The 14,561-nt window shown below is 71.8% G+C and carries 12 protein-coding genes; 8 read left to right on the top strand and 4 right to left on the bottom strand.

All coding sequences use genetic code 11. The features are described from left to right. Nucleotides 1-171: 171 nt before the first annotated feature. The 3 genes from ACFY3L_RS36815 (at nt 172) to ACFY3L_RS36805 (ending at nt 2,100) form a co-directional block, all read left to right on the top strand. Nucleotides 172-900 (top strand): hypothetical protein, encoded by a 729-nt coding sequence (locus ACFY3L_RS36815; RefSeq protein WP_389335070.1) that lies wholly within the window; start codon nt 172-174, stop codon nt 898-900. Nucleotides 901-962: 62 nt separating this feature from the next. After that, a complete protein-coding gene (locus ACFY3L_RS36810; protein ID WP_389335067.1) occupies nt 963-1,490 on the top strand; it encodes a YbhB/YbcL family Raf kinase inhibitor-like protein in 528 nt (175 codons plus the stop codon). Between the two features lie 235 nt (nt 1,491-1,725). Beyond that, nucleotides 1,726-2,100, top strand: a complete 375-nt coding sequence (locus tag ACFY3L_RS36805) for a hypothetical protein (RefSeq protein WP_389335064.1) — start codon at nt 1,726-1,728, stop codon at nt 2,098-2,100. A 190-nt stretch (nt 2,101-2,290) separates the two neighbouring features. Here the strand turns inward: ACFY3L_RS36805 and ACFY3L_RS36800 are convergent, their stop codons facing one another. Further along, nucleotides 2,291-2,650, bottom strand: coding sequence for a VOC family protein (locus ACFY3L_RS36800; protein WP_389335062.1), 360 nt, complete (start codon nt 2,648-2,650; stop codon nt 2,291-2,293). A 134-nt stretch (nt 2,651-2,784) separates the two neighbouring features. Here ACFY3L_RS36800 and acnA point away from each other — a divergent pair, with 134 nt between their 5' ends. Then, the gene (acnA, locus tag ACFY3L_RS36795; protein ID WP_389335059.1) at nt 2,785-5,553 is read left to right on the top strand and encodes an aconitate hydratase AcnA; all 2,769 of its coding nucleotides are present in this window, start codon (nt 2,785-2,787) and stop codon (nt 5,551-5,553) included. 134 nt (nt 5,554-5,687) lie between these two features. Here the strand turns inward: acnA and ACFY3L_RS36790 are convergent, their stop codons facing one another. After that, nucleotides 5,688-8,909, bottom strand: a complete 3,222-nt coding sequence (locus ACFY3L_RS36790; RefSeq protein WP_389335057.1) for an Hsp70 family protein — start codon at nt 8,907-8,909, stop codon at nt 5,688-5,690. Between the two features lie 101 nt (nt 8,910-9,010). Between ACFY3L_RS36790 and ACFY3L_RS36785 the strand changes: the two genes are divergently transcribed. Then, entirely contained in the window at nt 9,011-9,964 is a 954-nt protein-coding gene (locus ACFY3L_RS36785) for a quinone oxidoreductase family protein (protein ID WP_389335054.1), read from the top strand. 275 nt (nt 9,965-10,239) lie between these two features. Here ACFY3L_RS36785 and ACFY3L_RS36780 read toward each other — a convergent pair whose 3' ends face one another. Together ACFY3L_RS36780 and ACFY3L_RS36775 are read right to left on the bottom strand one after the other, a co-directional pair. Next, nucleotides 10,240-11,148, bottom strand: coding sequence for a serine protein kinase RIO (locus ACFY3L_RS36780; RefSeq protein WP_389335051.1), 909 nt, complete (start codon nt 11,146-11,148; stop codon nt 10,240-10,242). 163 nt (nt 11,149-11,311) lie between these two features. Beyond that, entirely contained in the window at nt 11,312-11,959 is a 648-nt protein-coding gene (locus ACFY3L_RS36775) for an HAD family hydrolase (protein ID WP_389335048.1), read from the bottom strand. Nucleotides 11,960-12,100: 141 nt separating this feature from the next. On the opposite strand from ACFY3L_RS36775, the gene ACFY3L_RS36770 reads away from it, so the two are divergent. The 3 genes from ACFY3L_RS36770 (at nt 12,101) to ACFY3L_RS36760 (ending at nt 14,542) form a co-directional block, all read left to right on the top strand. Next, the gene (locus tag ACFY3L_RS36770; protein ID WP_389335045.1) at nt 12,101-12,673 is read left to right on the top strand and encodes a TetR/AcrR family transcriptional regulator; all 573 of its coding nucleotides are present in this window, start codon (nt 12,101-12,103) and stop codon (nt 12,671-12,673) included. 121 nt (nt 12,674-12,794) lie between these two features. Beyond that, nucleotides 12,795-13,736 carry a TIGR04222 domain-containing membrane protein gene (locus ACFY3L_RS36765; protein WP_389335042.1) on the top strand — a complete coding sequence of 314 codons (942 nt, stop codon included), beginning with the start codon at nt 12,795-12,797 and terminating at the stop codon, nt 13,734-13,736. Then, nucleotides 13,733-14,542, top strand: coding sequence for a DUF692 domain-containing protein (locus ACFY3L_RS36760; protein ID WP_389335039.1), 810 nt, complete (start codon nt 13,733-13,735; stop codon nt 14,540-14,542). Before ACFY3L_RS36765 ends, ACFY3L_RS36760 begins: the two co-directional genes overlap by 4 nt. Nucleotides 14,543-14,561: the final 19 nt, after the last annotated feature.

Genomic DNA, 14,561 nt, shown 5'->3' with positions numbered 1-14,561 from the left:
GGTGGGCGGCTCGGGCAATGCGGTGGATCGATGGGAACGGGTGAGTGGCGCCGGCCGTTCCGCTGTACAGCACGCTACTGGATGCCACCAAATCGTGGTTTCGCAGGGCTACGGGCGCGTTGCCCAATGTTACTCATGTCGGCCGATGCGGTTGTTCGTACACTGGCCGGTGTGACGTCGGAGCAGCTCGGTCGCTATGTGCGTGGTAGCCGGATCGCGGCTGGGGTCGTCGCGTTGGCGCTGGTGGGGCTGCGGGTCGGGTACGAGTTCGGGGTGACCGAGGCGCGGACGCCGACGTGGCTGGCGGTGACGTTGCTGCTGGCGCCGGTCGTGTTGCTCAGTGGGGCGTTCGTGGGGTTCGGGATCGTGCTGCGGCCGGTGATGCAGCCGCCGCCGGCGGCGCTGCGGGTGCGTGGGGACGCGTTCGTCGTGCCGGGGTCGCCGATCTGGTCGGGGCGGGCGACGATGGCGTGGGCGCTGCTCGGCACCTTGTTCCTGGAGAGCGACCCGAGCGCGCCGGTCGAGCTGCGGGTCACGTTGAACGCGGTCGCCGTGCTGCTCATCGGGTTGGCCGCGGTGCCGTTGCTGCGGGGTCCGCGGATCGTCGTCAGCCCCGACGGCCTCACCATCCGTGCGGGTGGCAGGCGGCGGGTTCGCTGGGACGACCTCGTACAGGTGCCGCAGCGACCACTGCCGCTCACGGTGCGCAGTCCGAAGCTGGCGCTCAGCATCCGGCGGCCGGGGCGGCATGAGCCGGGCTGGTTGCTGGTGCCGCTGGAGCTGCTGGCGGTCGAGCCGGTGTTTCTCGGATCGGTGGTCGAGCACTACGTGGAGCATCCGGACCGGCGGCCGGCGATCGGGACCGAAGCGGAGTACGCGAGGCTGACCGGCGCCACTTGAGCCCCCTGGTCGTTGGGTAAGAGGATCTGGTTAGGAGCCAACCCAGCACTAGGAGAGTGCGCATGACCGACCGACCCCGCCCCCCCTCGCCGTACGATTCCCTGCCCGCGGTGCCGGCGTTCGTGTTGACCAGCGAGGACCTCACCGACGGCGGCACGCTGCCCGACGCGCAGGTCTACGAGCGCGGCAACACGTCACCCCACCTGAGGTGGTCGGGCTTCCCGGCCGCGACGAAGAGCTTCGCGCTGACCTGCTACGACCCGGACGCACCGACGGGTGGCGGGTTCTGGCACTGGATCGTGTACAACCTGCCGGCGGACGTGACCGAGCTGCCGACGGGTGCCGGAACGGGTGACAAGGACGGCCTGCCGGACGAGGCGATCCACGCCCGCAACGACTACGGCACCCGGGACTTCGGCGGTGCGGCGCCGCCGCCGAAGGACGCGCCGCACCGGTACATCTTCGCGGTGCACGCCCTGGACGTGGACGCCCTGGACATCGGCGCCGACGCGTCGGCGAACGTCGTCGGGTTCAACGTGGTCGCGCACACGATCGCGCGGGCCGTCCTGGTGTCCGAGTTCGGGTTCTGACGCAGGTTGTACCGCCCGCGAGCCCACAAAGCCCGCGGGCGGTACAAAGCGGCGGCACAAAGCGAGCAGTACAAAGCGAGCGGCACAAAGCGAGCGGCACAAAGCGAGCGGCACAAAGCGAGCGGCACAAGCACGCGCGCGGCACGAACGGGATACCCACGCCACGGAGCGCCGCGGCACAGGGCGGCAAATCGACGGCAAGGGTCCTGCAAGACCGATCCCACACAGTGGTCGGGTGGATCCCCTACTCCTCGTCCGGCGCGTGCCGGCACACCGCCTCGCCGTCACCCGGCGCATCACCGCCCACTGGGGCACGCCGGCCACGTCCGGGGTGCAGTGGTGGGAGCTGGTCGATCCGGTCTGCGACGACGAACAGCCCGCCGCCGCCCTCGCCGCCGTCCGCCCCGACGGGGCCACGGTCCGGCTGGTCCGTCTCGCCGCGCCACCCGGGCGGCACGACCTCGCGGTGCAGGTCCTGCAGGGGCTCGTCGACGCGCTACGTGCGGGCGAGGCGGAGCGGCTCGCCGCGGAGTTCTCCACGAACGTGCACGACCTGCTGCGCCAGGCCGGCTTCCAGCAGGACGCCGGCGCGTGGACGGTCGATCTGTAAGACGACAGCCGGCTGCAAGGACCTGATAGGCGACAGCCGGCTGCAAGAACCCCGAAGACGACCGCCGGCCGCGAGCACCTACGAGGCGACCACCGGCCGCAAGCACCTATGAGGCGACCACCGGCCGCGAGCACCTATGAGGCCACCACCGGCCGCGAGCACCTATGAGGCCACCACCGGCCGCGAGCGCCTACGAGGCGGCAGCCGGCTGCAAGAACTCCAGCCGGTTCCCGTGCGGGTCGAAGGTGTGGAACCGCCGGTACCCCGGCAGCTCATCGCTCCAGGTCACCGGATGGCCGGCGGCTTCGAGGCGGGCGGCGAGCGCCGGCAGGTCGGGCCACAGCAGCCCGGGGTGGGCCTTGCGCGCCGGCACGAACGGCGTCTCCACCCCGAGGTGCAGCTCGATGCCGTGCCCGCGGAACCAGCAACCACCCCGCGTGGCGAGCGCCGGCGGTTTCGGCACCACGGCGAGGCCGAGCAGGTCACCGTAGAAGGCGATCGACATCGCCTCGGAGCCCGCCGGGCAGGCGATCTGGGCGTGGTGAATCATGTTTCACAGCTTGGTACACGCTTGCGGGTATAACAAGACGGACGTACGGTTTTCTTGGTTGATGACGACCGGGCGTCCCGGTTGCGGAAGACTTGCCGTGAGACACCCGCCTGATGACTTAAGGGAGCAACGCCGTGGCGAGCCTCGACACGTTCGGAGCCAAGAGCCAGCTGAGCGTCGGTGACGCCAGCTACGAGATCTTCAAGGTCGACAAGGTCGAGGGCGCCGAGCGCCTGCCCTACAGCCTGAAGATCCTCCTTGAGAACCTGCTGCGCACCGAGGACGGCGCCAACATCACCGCCGAGCACATCCGTGCGCTCGGCGGGTGGGACGCCACCGCGGAGCCCAGCGTGGAGATCCAGTTCACCCCTGCCCGGGTGCTGATGCAGGACTTCACCGGCGTCCCGTGCGTCGTCGACCTGGCCACCATGCGCGAGGCCGTCGTCGAGCTCGGCGGCGACCCGACCCGCGTCAACCCGCTCGCCCCCGCCGAGCTGGTCATCGACCACTCGGTCATCGCCGACCTGTTCGGCCGGCCGGACGCCTTCGAGCGCAACGTCGAGCTGGAGTACGGGCGCAACAAGGAGCGCTACCAGTTCCTGCGCTGGGGCCAGACCGCGTTCAACGAGTTCAAGGTCGTGCCCCCGGGCACCGGCATCGTGCACCAGGTCAACATCGAGTACCTGGCGCCGGTCGTCATGCCCCGCAAGGGCCAGGCCTACCCGGACACGGTCGTCGGCACCGACTCGCACACCACGATGGTCAACGGCCTGGGCGTCGTCGGCTGGGGCGTCGGCGGCATCGAGGCGGAGGCCGCGATGCTCGGCCAGCCCGTGTCGATGCTGATCCCGCGGGTCGTGGGCTTCAAGCTCAGCGGCGAGCTCCCCGAGGGCTGCACCGCCACCGACCTGGTGCTCGTCATCACCGAGAAGCTGCGCAAGCACGGCGTCGTCGGCAAGTTCGTCGAGTTCTACGGCCCCGGCGTCAGCGCCGTTCCGCTCGCCAACCGCGCCACGATCGGCAACATGAGCCCGGAGTACGGCTCGACCGTCGCGATCTTCCCGATCGACGACGAGACGATCAAGTACCTGCGCCTCACCGGCCGTGACGAGGCGCAGGTGGCGCTCGTCGAGGCGTACGCCAAGGAGCAGGGCCTCTGGCACGACCCGGCCGCCGAGCCGGACTACTCCGAGCGTCTCGAGCTGGACCTGTCCACCATCGAGCCCTCCCTCGCGGGGCCGAAGCGCCCCCAGGACCGGGTGCCGCTGAAGAGCGCCAAGCCGTTGTTCCGGGGTGTACTGGGTGACTACGTCACCGACGGCGGCATCGAAGGCCCGGCCGACGAGGCGAGCGCCGAGTCCTTCCCGGCCAGCGACCCGCCCGCCAACCACCTGCAGACCAACGGCGACAAGCCGCACGACCTCGTCTCGGCCGCCCGCGGCTCCAACGGGCGCCAGTCGAAGCCGGTGAAGGTCGACGACTTCGAGCTCGACCACGGCGCCGTCGTCATCGCCGCGATCACCTCGTGCACCAACACGTCCAACCCGCAGGTCATGATCGGCGCCGGCCTCCTGGCCCGCAACGCCGTCGAGCGGGGCCTCTCCGTCAAGCCCTGGGTGAAGACCACCCTGGCGCCCGGCTCGAAGGTCGTCACCGACTACTACGAGCGGGCGGGGCTCACCCCGTACCTCAACAAGCTCGGCTTCAACCTCGTCGGGTACGGCTGCACGACCTGCATCGGCAACTCCGGCCCGCTGCCCGAGGCGGTCAGCGCCGCCATCAACGAGCACGACCTCAGCGTCGTGTCGGTGCTGTCCGGCAACCGCAACTTCGAGGGCCGCATCAACCCCGACGTGAAGATGAACTACCTCGCGTCGCCGCCGCTCGTCGTCGCGTACGCCCTCGCCGGCACCATGGACCTGGACCTCACCAGCGAGCCGCTCGGCACCGGCTCCGACGGCCAGCCGGTGTACCTCCGCGACATCTGGCCCACGCCGAAGGAGGTCGAGGACACCATCGCCGCGGCGATCGGCAGCGACCTGTACAAGTCCCGCTACGCCGACGTGTTCGCCGGCGACCAGCAGTGGCAGTCCCTGCCCACGCCGACCGGCGACACGTTCGAGTGGGACGCCGAGTCCACCTACGTGCGGAAGCCCCCGTACTTCGAGGGCATGGCCACCTCGCCGTCCCCGGTCTCCGACATCAGCGGCGCCCGGGTCCTGGCGAAGCTCGGCGACTCGGTCACCACCGACCACATCTCCCCCGCCGGCTCGATCAAGGCCGACTCGCCCGCCGGCAAGTACCTCGCCTCGCACGGCGTGGACCGCAAGGACTTCAACTCGTACGGCTCCCGGCGCGGCAACCACGAGGTGATGATCCGCGGCACGTTCGCGAACATCCGCCTGCGCAACCAGCTCGCCCCCGGCACCGAGGGCGGCGTCACCGTCAACCACCTCACCGGCGAGCAGACGACCATCTACGACGCCTCCGTCGCGTACGCCGAGGCCGGCACCCCGCTCGTCATCCTGGCCGGCAAGGAGTACGGCTCGGGCTCGTCCCGCGACTGGGCCGCGAAGGGCACCGCCCTGCTGGGCGTCCGCACCGTCATCGCCGAGAGCTACGAGCGCATCCACCGCTCCAACCTCATCGGCATGGGCGTCCTGCCGCTGCAGTACCCGCAGGGCCAGAACGCCGAGTCGCTGGGCCTCACCGGCACCGAGACCTTCACGGTCACCGGCATCGAGCAGCTCAACGACGGCACCACCCCCCGCACCGTCAAGGTCACCACCGACACCGGCATCGAGTTCGACGCCGTCGTCCGCATCGACACCCCTGGCGAGGCGGACTACTACCGCCACGGCGGCATCCTCCAGTACGTCCTCCGCAAGATGATCGAGGCGTAACCCTCTTCCGACGCGACGGGCCGGCCACCACACGGTGACCGGCCCGTCGTGCTGTGCATGACGCTCAGCTGAGGTGGCCCGGCTTCCAGGGTCGGCAGGGCACGCCCTGGCCAGGCGGCGCGGACGCCTCCGGGTCAGGTGGGGATGGTGTAGCGCTGGACGACGCGGGACTCGGGGTTGAAGGCGACGACCGTGTTGTCCGACATCGAGACCTTCTGGAGGAGGTCGTCCTTCGCAAGGTCGGCGTTGCCCACGATCTTGTTGTCGGCGACGTTGACGATGGCGATCTGGACCGCGGACGCCGCGTTGCGGAAGGTGACGATGGCGACGCGGCCGGCGGCGCAGGCGGCGACGTCATGGGCGTCGAGGCTCTGGCCGAGGTAGAACTGGTTGTTGCCGTTGGCCGGGTCGATGACCGCGCCCTCGCCGATCTCGCCTGACGAGCCGAAGCCGCCGATCAGCTTGCCGCCGACCACGGCCCACTCACCATCGCTGGTGATGAGGCTCTTGCCGTCGGCGGGCGGGGTCTTGGTCCACTTGGCAAGGCCTGTAGCGGTGTCGATGGCCACGATGGCGTCCTTCGACGACGACAGCTCGGCCTGCACGCAGACGAGCTTCTCACCGCACGGGCGGACGTCGCCGATCTTGGTGCCGGCGGTGCCCCGGTACTGCCACTTCTGCTTCATGTCGGACAGGCCATAGGCGATGATCGAATCATCGTCGGGCTTGACGATCGCCAGGTCGTTGTAGACGGTCCAGGCCTCGTCGCCCTTGGAGATGGCGCCGGTCGCTTTCACCTTGCCCGAGTTGAGGTCGATCGTGCTCGCTTTGCCGTCTGCCTGGAGCTGCACGGCCACGGCGGTGTCGGCCGTGAGGGACTGCTTGTAGGGCACCGGCTCGGCGAAGGTCAGCGTGTAGGTGGGGACGATCACGTCGGCGGGCGATTCGGCGGTGGCCCATCGGGCCGACGCGCGCACGGCCCGATGGCCCAGCGAGTAGACGGCCTTGGCACCGGGGTGCGACCAGCGGGCCTTGCCGTCGAGCAGGTTGATGCGCTCGATCGCGGTGCTGTTGAAGCCGCGATACTCGGTGATCGCGTCGGTGCCGATGTAGAGGGCATCGATGCGGTCGATGAACGGTCCGGTCCACTTCGCGGTGCCGGTCGCGATGTCGACCACGCTCCGGCTGTTCTCCTTCTCGGCCTGCTTCAGGTCCTCCTCGCCGTCGACGATCAGCAGGTTTCCCACGACGGTGAGGTGCACCTCCTTCGGTTCCATGGGGAGCTGGACCCGGAACTTCTGGCCGCCGGTGGCCTCATAGCCGACGACGTCGGTCGAGCCGACGCTGACCGCCGCCGTGAACACCATGCCGTTGCCGGCCACCGCGGCGACGGCGCCCTCGCTGGGCAGGGTGATCGGGGTCCCGGCCCGCAGGCCCTGGATCTTCGGGTCCTTGACGGTGCCGTCGTCGTTGGCGGTGGTGTTGTCGGGAAAGCCGCCCTTCACGGACTCGAACTGGTCGCCGAACCAGGTGAAGACCTTGGAGCCGCCCCAGAGGCAGCCGCCGATGAGGGACAGGACGATGACGAGGGCGATCCAGGGGGCGGCGCTGCGGCGGGGGCGGACGATGACCGGTGGGGGCGGGGTGAACGCGGGCTGGCCGCCCGGCGGGAACCCCGGGCTGCCGAAGGCGCCCGGACCGGACGGACCGGGCTGGCCGGGTGGGCCGCCCGGGGTGCCGAAGCCGGGACCACCCGAGCCAGGCGGGCCGCCCGGAGTGGCGAAGCCGGGGCCACCCGGACCAGGCGGGCCGCCCGCAGTGGCGTAACCGCCGGGAGCGCCGAACGTGCCGGGCGCGCCGATGCCGGCGGGGACGTCGGGCCGGGCCAGACCGGGGGAACCCGCCGGGGCGGGCCGGACGCCGGGCGGAGCCGTCGCGCCGAAGGCGGACGGGCCGAAGCCGGACCCGCCACCCGAGCCGGCGCCAGGTCCGCCTGAGCCGCCCGGCCGGTTCGGGCCGCCACCCGGGCCCCCCTGGTTGGGGATGAAGGCGCCCGGTGAGGACGGCGCGGCCGGAGACGCGGCGTCGAAGGTCTGCGACAGGCTCGCCGGCGAGCCGTAGGCGCCCGGTGAGGTCGGCGACGAAGCGTTTGTCGCGGCGAACGGGACCGACACCGGGTAGGCGGCGGTGCCGCCGGAGGAGACAGGGGTGCCGGAGACCGGGTGGGGGGCCGAGGAGTGGCCGCCGTCGAAGAGCTGCTGCGGTGAGGTGGCCACGGAGAGCATGCCGCCGTAGGCGACGGGCAGCTCGGGCTGCTCGGGCACGACGGGGGCGACGCCGAAGCGGGCGTGCAGGCGGCTCGCGACCAGCGGGATGCGGGAGGAGCCGCCGACCAGGAAGATGCCGGCGAGCTGGCGGACGTCGACGCCGGCGCGCTCCAGGACGCGGCGGGTCTCGTCGACGGCGCGGTCGATGAGAGGGCCGGCGACGCGCTCCAGCTCCTCGCGGGTGAGGTGCAGGGCCTCCTCGGTGCCGGGCACGTGGATCGGGGCGGAGGCGGCGCGGGACAGCATCTCCTTCGCGGCGCGGACCTCGGTCCACAGGGCGCGGCGGTCGCGGTGGGCGGCGGTGCTGTCGGGGTTGGCGAGGCGCTGCCAGACCTCGGGGTGGCGCAGGTTGATGAGCTGGCCGAGGTGGCCGACGAGGGCCGCGTCGATGTCGACGCCGCCGAGGTCGTCGAGGCCGCCGACGCCGAGGACGCGCAGGCCGCCGGCGTTGCCCGCGGCGGCGGGCTCGCGGCGCACCACGGACACGTCGAGCGTGCCGCCGCCGAAGTCGAACACGGCGAGCGACTGCAGCGGCGCGACCTGCTGGCCGAGGACGCGCAGGCAGTAGGTGGCGGCGGCGATCGGCTCGTCGACGAGGACGACCGGGCCGAGGTTGGCGGCGCGGGCCGCCTCGATGAGGACGCCGCGGCGCTGGCCGCCCCAGTCGGCGGGGCAGGTGAGGACGGTGGAGCCGACAGGGTTGACCCCGGCCTGCAGCGACTCGTCGGCGACCCGCTTGAGCAGCGCGGCGAGCATCTCGACGACGGTGATCTCGGTGTCGCCGAGCAGGACCGCGCCCTCGTCGACGCTGCGCTTCGGGTAGGGCTCGAAGCGGGACGGGGCCAGCTGGGAGAGCCGCTCCGCGTCGCGGCCGACGGAGAGCTTGCCGCTCTCGTCGGCGTAGATGCCGGACGCCATGACCGGCGACCCGTCGAACAGCAGCGCACGTGGGGCGTCGTCACCACGGCGGACGACCGCCACGGTGTGGCAGGTGCCCAGATCGATCGCGAGACGATGGGTCGGCCCCACGTCCTCACCTCCAAAGACCCCGGGATCGTACGGCAGCGGTACGACAATTCCGATCGGCGGTTTGGGGTAGACAGGAAGCCGACACAGCAACGGGAGGGTCGATGCGCGCAGTCGTGTTCGAGCAGTACGGCGACCGGGGGGTCCTGCGGGTGAAAGAGTCCCCCGACCCGCAGCCGGCGCCGGGTGAGGTCCTGGTGCTCGTGGAGGCCAGCGGGGTGAACTTCATCGACGTGTACCAGCGCAGCGGCACCTACCAGGTGCCGCTGCCGTTCGTGCTGGGCAGCGAGGGCGCCGGCACGGTGCTCAGCTTCGGCGACGGGGTGGCGGGCCTCGCCCCGGGCGACCGGGTGGCGTGGACGGGTGTCCCCGGCAGCCACGCGGAGCAGGCCGTCGTCCCGGCGGACCGGCTGGTGCCCGTGCCGGACGGGATCAGCACCGAGCAGGCGGCCGCGGCGATGCTGCAGGGGCTCACCGCGCACTACCTGACGCACGACTCCTACCCGGTGCGTGCCGGGGACACCGTCCTGGTGCACGCCGCCGCCGGTGGGGTGGGGCGCCTGCTGACGAGGATCGTCACGCACCTCGGCGGCCGGGTGGTGGCGACCGCCGGCACGCCCGCGAAGCGGGAGATCGCCCTCGCCGACGGCGCGGTCCGGGCCGTCCCGTACGACGAGGCCCTGCAAGCCGTCCGCGAGGTCAGCGACGGCGCGGCGGCCGTGTACGACGGCGTGGGCAAGGACACGTTCGACGCCAGTCTCGAAGCGCTGCGCCCGCGCGGCACCCTCGTGCTGTTCGGCGCGGCGAGCGGGAAGGTGCCGCCGGTCGACCCGCTGCGCCTCATGGCGGGGTCGTTCATGCTGACCCGCCCCACCCTGGGGCACTTCATCGCGAAACGGCACGAGCTGCTCGAACGCGCCGAGACGCTGTTCGGCTGGATCGCGGGCGGCGTGGTCGAGGTGGCCGTCACCGGGAGGTACCCGCTGGACGCCGTACAGGACGCGTATGCCGCGCTCGAAGGGCGCCAGTCGACCGGGAAGCTGCTCGTCATTCCGTGATCGTGATCTCAGGCGGCGGGGCTGCGCGAAGCGGGGAAACGTCCCCCGACTAGACCATTCAGTGGTCGAAGGAGGGTGACGCGCGATGACGCACGTGGCAGCGACGCGGTGCGAGCGGCACGAGCCGCGCACGGGCGACGTGCCCGCGGAGGGCGCCGTCCACATGGGCTGAGCGAGGTTCGACACCTCGCACAGACGGAAGCGGCGGACCAACCCTCCCCGCCGCTTTCAACCGCGGCCCGCCCGGCCACAACACCGGGCGGGCCACGCGCTTCTCAGACCCGCATGCCGGCGTCGTGCAGCAGCTCCACGATCAGCGGCTCCGGGTCGACGGGGAAGCCTTTGCCCGTGAACCACTTCGCCATGTTGGCGACGTCCCGGGCCAGGAAGTCCGCCCCCTTCGGGTTGATCACCACGTCGACGATCTGCGGCAGGTCGATGATGACCAGCCGCCCGTCGTGGACGAGGGTGTTGTACGGCGACAGGTCACCGTGGGCGACGCCGGCGCGGGCGAGGACCCGCAGCGCGTCGACCAGCTGCCACCACAGGTCCGCCAGCAGGTCCAGGTCCGGGCGGGTCTGCGCGAGCCGCGGCGCGGCCGTGCCGTCGTCGTCCCCGATGAACTGCAGCATGAGCTCGGTGCCGAGCAGCTGCACCGGGTACGGGACGCAGACGCCCAGCTCCCACAGCTGCGCGAGCGCGCCGAACTCGGCGATCGCCCACTGGCCGGCGATCGCCTCCCGCCCGAACGCCGTCCGGCCCGCCATGGCCCGGGTGACCCGGGACTCGCGGACGCGGCGGCCCTCCAGGTAGCCGGAGTCGCGGTGGAAGAGGCGGTGCTCGGAGGCCCGGTACCGCTTCGCGGCGAGCAGGACCCGCCGGTCGGTGCCGGGGACGGCGCGCTCCACCAGGTGAACGTCGGCTTCCTTACCGGTCTTGAGCACGCCCCGGTCGGTGTCCTTGGCGGCGTGCTCGGTGATCACCCAGTCGGGGAACGGGGCCGGGCCGTGCTGCACGCCGGGCGCGCTCCACGTGGACCAGCCGGTCTCCTCCTCCACGACGTCCCAGGCGGTCTCGCTGGACGGGGAGGAGCGCTTTACGAAGGTCGGTTCGTCGTCGTCGAACTTGCGGCGGCGGCGGGTCGATCCACTTACAGATGCGCCAAAGAAGTCGTTGTCGCGCAACGCGAGGTCTCCAGAGTTGAGATGGAAGCGGAAGTCGGCATGCGGAATCGCGCCGTGACGGCAGCCATGCGAACCAGCCCCCTTTCAACTCGAAGACACGAACGACACGGGGACCCTGAGGTCAGGTGCACCATCTCGTACACCCGCAGAACGCGCAACCGAATTATCGCGACGCCATGACCTCGGCGATCGCGGCGATCACCCCGTCGGCCGTGCGGGTCGGCGCGTAGCGGGGCTCCACCCAGCGGCGGCCCCGGTGCAGCCAGACGCTGCGCATCCCGACGTCCGCGGCACCGCCGATGTCGGCCTCGGGGCTGTCGCCGATGATCCAGGCGCCACCGAGCCGCATCCGCGCCCGCTCCGCCGCGATCGCGAAGATGCGCGGGTTGGGCTTGCGCACGCCGACGTCCTCGGAGATCACCCAGTCCGCCAGGTACCGGTCGAGCCCGGTCTTGCGCAGCTTCTCCTCCTGCTGGCGGGTCTCGCCGTTGGTGACGACGACCGGCACCCAGCCGGCGTCCTCGGCGATCGCGAGGGCGCACGCGGTCAGCGGGTTGAGCCGGACCCTGGCCATCAGCTCGCCGCGGATCTCCTCGACGAGGTCGATCGCGGCCTCGCGCAGCCCGTACCGCTCCCGGATTCCCTCGGCGACGTCCCACGTGGAACTCATCCCGTCGGCGTCCACGGACAGCAGCCAGTCCAGGTCATATTCGGGCGCGCCGATGCCGCGCAGGAAGTCGACGGCCCATGCGCGGAACGCCCCAGCCCTGTCCAGCAGGGTGTCGTCCAGGGAGAGCAACAACAGGGGCACGCGGGCAGGGTACGTGACCAGAATGACATAAAACAGTGTTCACATTTTCGATGCCCGAGGATCACCACAGAACGGGGTGAAACGCACCGTTTTCCCTGGGCAGTGTGCCAAACCGTATGTACGGCTTGCATAATCGGTCCCGTGCCCAGGGTGAGCCAGAACCAGCTCGACGCACGCCGGAAGGAGATCCTCACCGGCGCGCGGACCTGTTTCGCCCGGCACGGCTACGAAGGGGCGACGGTCCGGCGGCTGGAAGAGGAGATCGGCCTGTCCCGCGGCGCGATCTTCCACCATTTCCGGGACAAGGACTCGCTCTTCCTCGCCGTCGCCGAGGACGACGCCGCGACCATGGTAGCCACGGTCGCCGAGCACGGTCTCGTCCAGGTCATGCGGGACCTCCTGGCGCGGGCGGCCACCGAGGACGTCGCCGGGTGGCTCGGCAGCCAGCTGGAGGTGTCGCGGCGGCTGCGCACCGACCCGGAGTTCGCGAAGCGATGGGCGGCCCGCTCGGAGGCCGTCGCCGAGGCGACCCGCGAGCGGCTGCAGCGCCAGCGGGAGGCCGGCGTGCTGCGGGCCGACATCCCGATCGCGATCCTCGCCCAGTTCCTCGAGCTGGCCTACGACGGCCTGGTCCTCCACCTCGCGACCGGCCGGCCCGTGCAGGATCTCGAGGCCGTCCTCAACCTGGTCGAGGCCGCCGTCCGAAAGTCGTGACGCCGCCGTCCGGCGGCCGTGAGGCCGTCGTCCGGAGATCGGGATGACCTCGGTCACAAGGTTTCCTCAAGTGTCCTTCCGATGACAGGCGCTGCTCGACCTCCGCACCCACACTGACCCCATGAGGACATCGATCGTTGCGGGCCCGGGTGACACCTGGGGCATCGCCGGCCCGGACTTCCTGTGGTGGTACGCCGGGCTCGCCGCACTCGCGATCATCACCGCGTTCATCTGGCGCCGCGCCGCCCTGCGCGGCCCTTCGCTGCGCCGCGCCCGGGACCTGACCCCGACCCAGGCCGCGCTCCTCAACGGCGACCGGCGGCTGGCCGTCTACAGCTCCCTCGCCGCGCTGCGCGCCGCCGGCGCCATCGACACCCACAACCGGGGCACCCTACGGCAGTCCGGCCCCCTGCCGGCCGGCGCCAGCGAGCTGGACCAGGCCGTGCACGAGACCGCGCGGCGCCGCCTCTCCGCCCGCAACGTGCAGACCGACCCGGCCGTCGTCGCCGTGCTCAAGCGCACCGAGGAGCAGCTGACCCTGGCCGGCTGGCTGGTGAACGACGACCGCCGCCGCGTCGTGCGGAGGGCGTCGCTGCTCGTCTTCGCCGTCGTCGCGCTCGGCGTCGCCCGCGTCGTCGCGGGCATCATCAACGACCGCCCCATCGGCTTCCTGGTGATGCTGGTGTTCCCGGTCTTCGTCGTGGCGTGCCTGTTCCGGGCCGTCCCGCGGGTCACCACCAACGGCAGGCACCTGCTGACCCGGATGCGGATGCGGGTCCAGCACCTGTCGCCGCGCCAGTCACCGTCGTGGTCGACCTACGGCCCGGAGGCCGCGGCGCTCAGCATCGGGCTCTTCGGCGCCGGCGCGTTCTTCCTCGCCGACCCCGCGTTCGCCGAGGCCGCGGAGCTGCAGCGGCACGTCGCAGCGAGCAGCGGCGGCTCCTTCGACAGCGGCTCGACCGGCAGTTCCGACTCCGGCTCGTCCAGCTCCTGCGGCGGGTCGAGCTCGAGCTGCGGCGGCGGGTCGAGCTGCGGCGGCGGTGGCGGAGGGTGCGGCGGATGACCACGGTCGGCATCGGCTGGCGGCCCGAGATCGCCGGTTACGTCGCCGGCCTCCCGGGGCTGCGGTTCACCGAGGTCGTCGCGGAGTCCGTACACCTGACGCACCCGCCGGCGATGCTCCTGGACCTGGTCGACCGGGGTGTGCGGGTCGTGCCGCACGGCGTGCGGCTGTCGCTCGGCGGAGCCGAACCCGTCGACGACGCCCGCGCGGCGCACCTGGCGCGCTGCGCGGAGCTGCTGCGGTCGCCGCTGGTCAGCGAGCACATCGCGTTCGTGCGGGCCGGCGGTGTCGAGGCGGGGCACCTGCTGCCGGTGCCCCGCACCCGGGAGGCGGTCGACGCGGTCGTCGCCAACGTCCGGCGCACCCAGGCGGCGCTCGGCGGCGTCACCCTCGCCCTGGAGCCGATCGCCGCGCTGTTCGACTGGCCCGATCCGGAGCTGACCGAGGCGCAGTTCCTCACCGAGATCCTCGACCGGACCGGCTGCGCGCTCCTGCTCGACGTCGCCAACGTGTACGCCAACGCCCGCAACCGCGGCGCCACCGGCGACCTGCTCGACGGGCTGCCGCTGGAGCGGATCGCGTACGTCCACGTCGCCGGCGGGGCCGAGCACGACGGCTTCTACCACGACACCCACACCGACGCGACCCCGCCGGAGGTCCTCGCCCTGGTCAAGGAGCTGTGCGCGCGGACCAGCCCGCCGGCGCTGATGCTCGAACGCGACGGCCACTACCCGCCCGCCGCCGAGCTGACCCGCGAGCTCGACGCCCTCTGCGCCGCGGCGGGCCTGCCCCGGATCACGCCATGAGCGGCCCGGAGCGCAGCGG

This window comes from Dactylosporangium sp. NPDC000521, assembly GCF_042898305.1.
Lineage (GTDB): Bacteria > Actinomycetota > Actinomycetes > Mycobacteriales > Micromonosporaceae > Dactylosporangium.
The sequence above is the reverse complement of the archived record's forward strand: the minus strand, read 5'-3'. Positions and strand labels throughout refer to the sequence as shown.

What these genes read in the sequence shown, in the direction of transcription:
- ACFY3L_RS36810 (WP_389335067.1), top strand. Translation starts at nt 963, where the DNA reads ATGACCGACCGACCCCGCCCCCCCTCGCCGTACGATTCCCTGCCCGCG.
- ACFY3L_RS36760 (WP_389335039.1), top strand. Translation starts at nt 13,733, where the DNA reads ATGACCACGGTCGGCATCGGCTGGCGGCCCGAGATCGCCGGTTACGTC.
- ACFY3L_RS36785 (WP_389335054.1), top strand. Translation starts at nt 9,011, where the DNA reads ATGCGCGCAGTCGTGTTCGAGCAGTACGGCGACCGGGGGGTCCTGCGG.
- ACFY3L_RS36800 (WP_389335062.1), bottom strand. Translation starts at nt 2,650, where the DNA reads ATGATTCACCACGCCCAGATCGCCTGCCCGGCGGGCTCCGAGGCGATG.
- ACFY3L_RS36765 (WP_389335042.1), top strand. Translation starts at nt 12,795, where the DNA reads ATGAGGACATCGATCGTTGCGGGCCCGGGTGACACCTGGGGCATCGCC.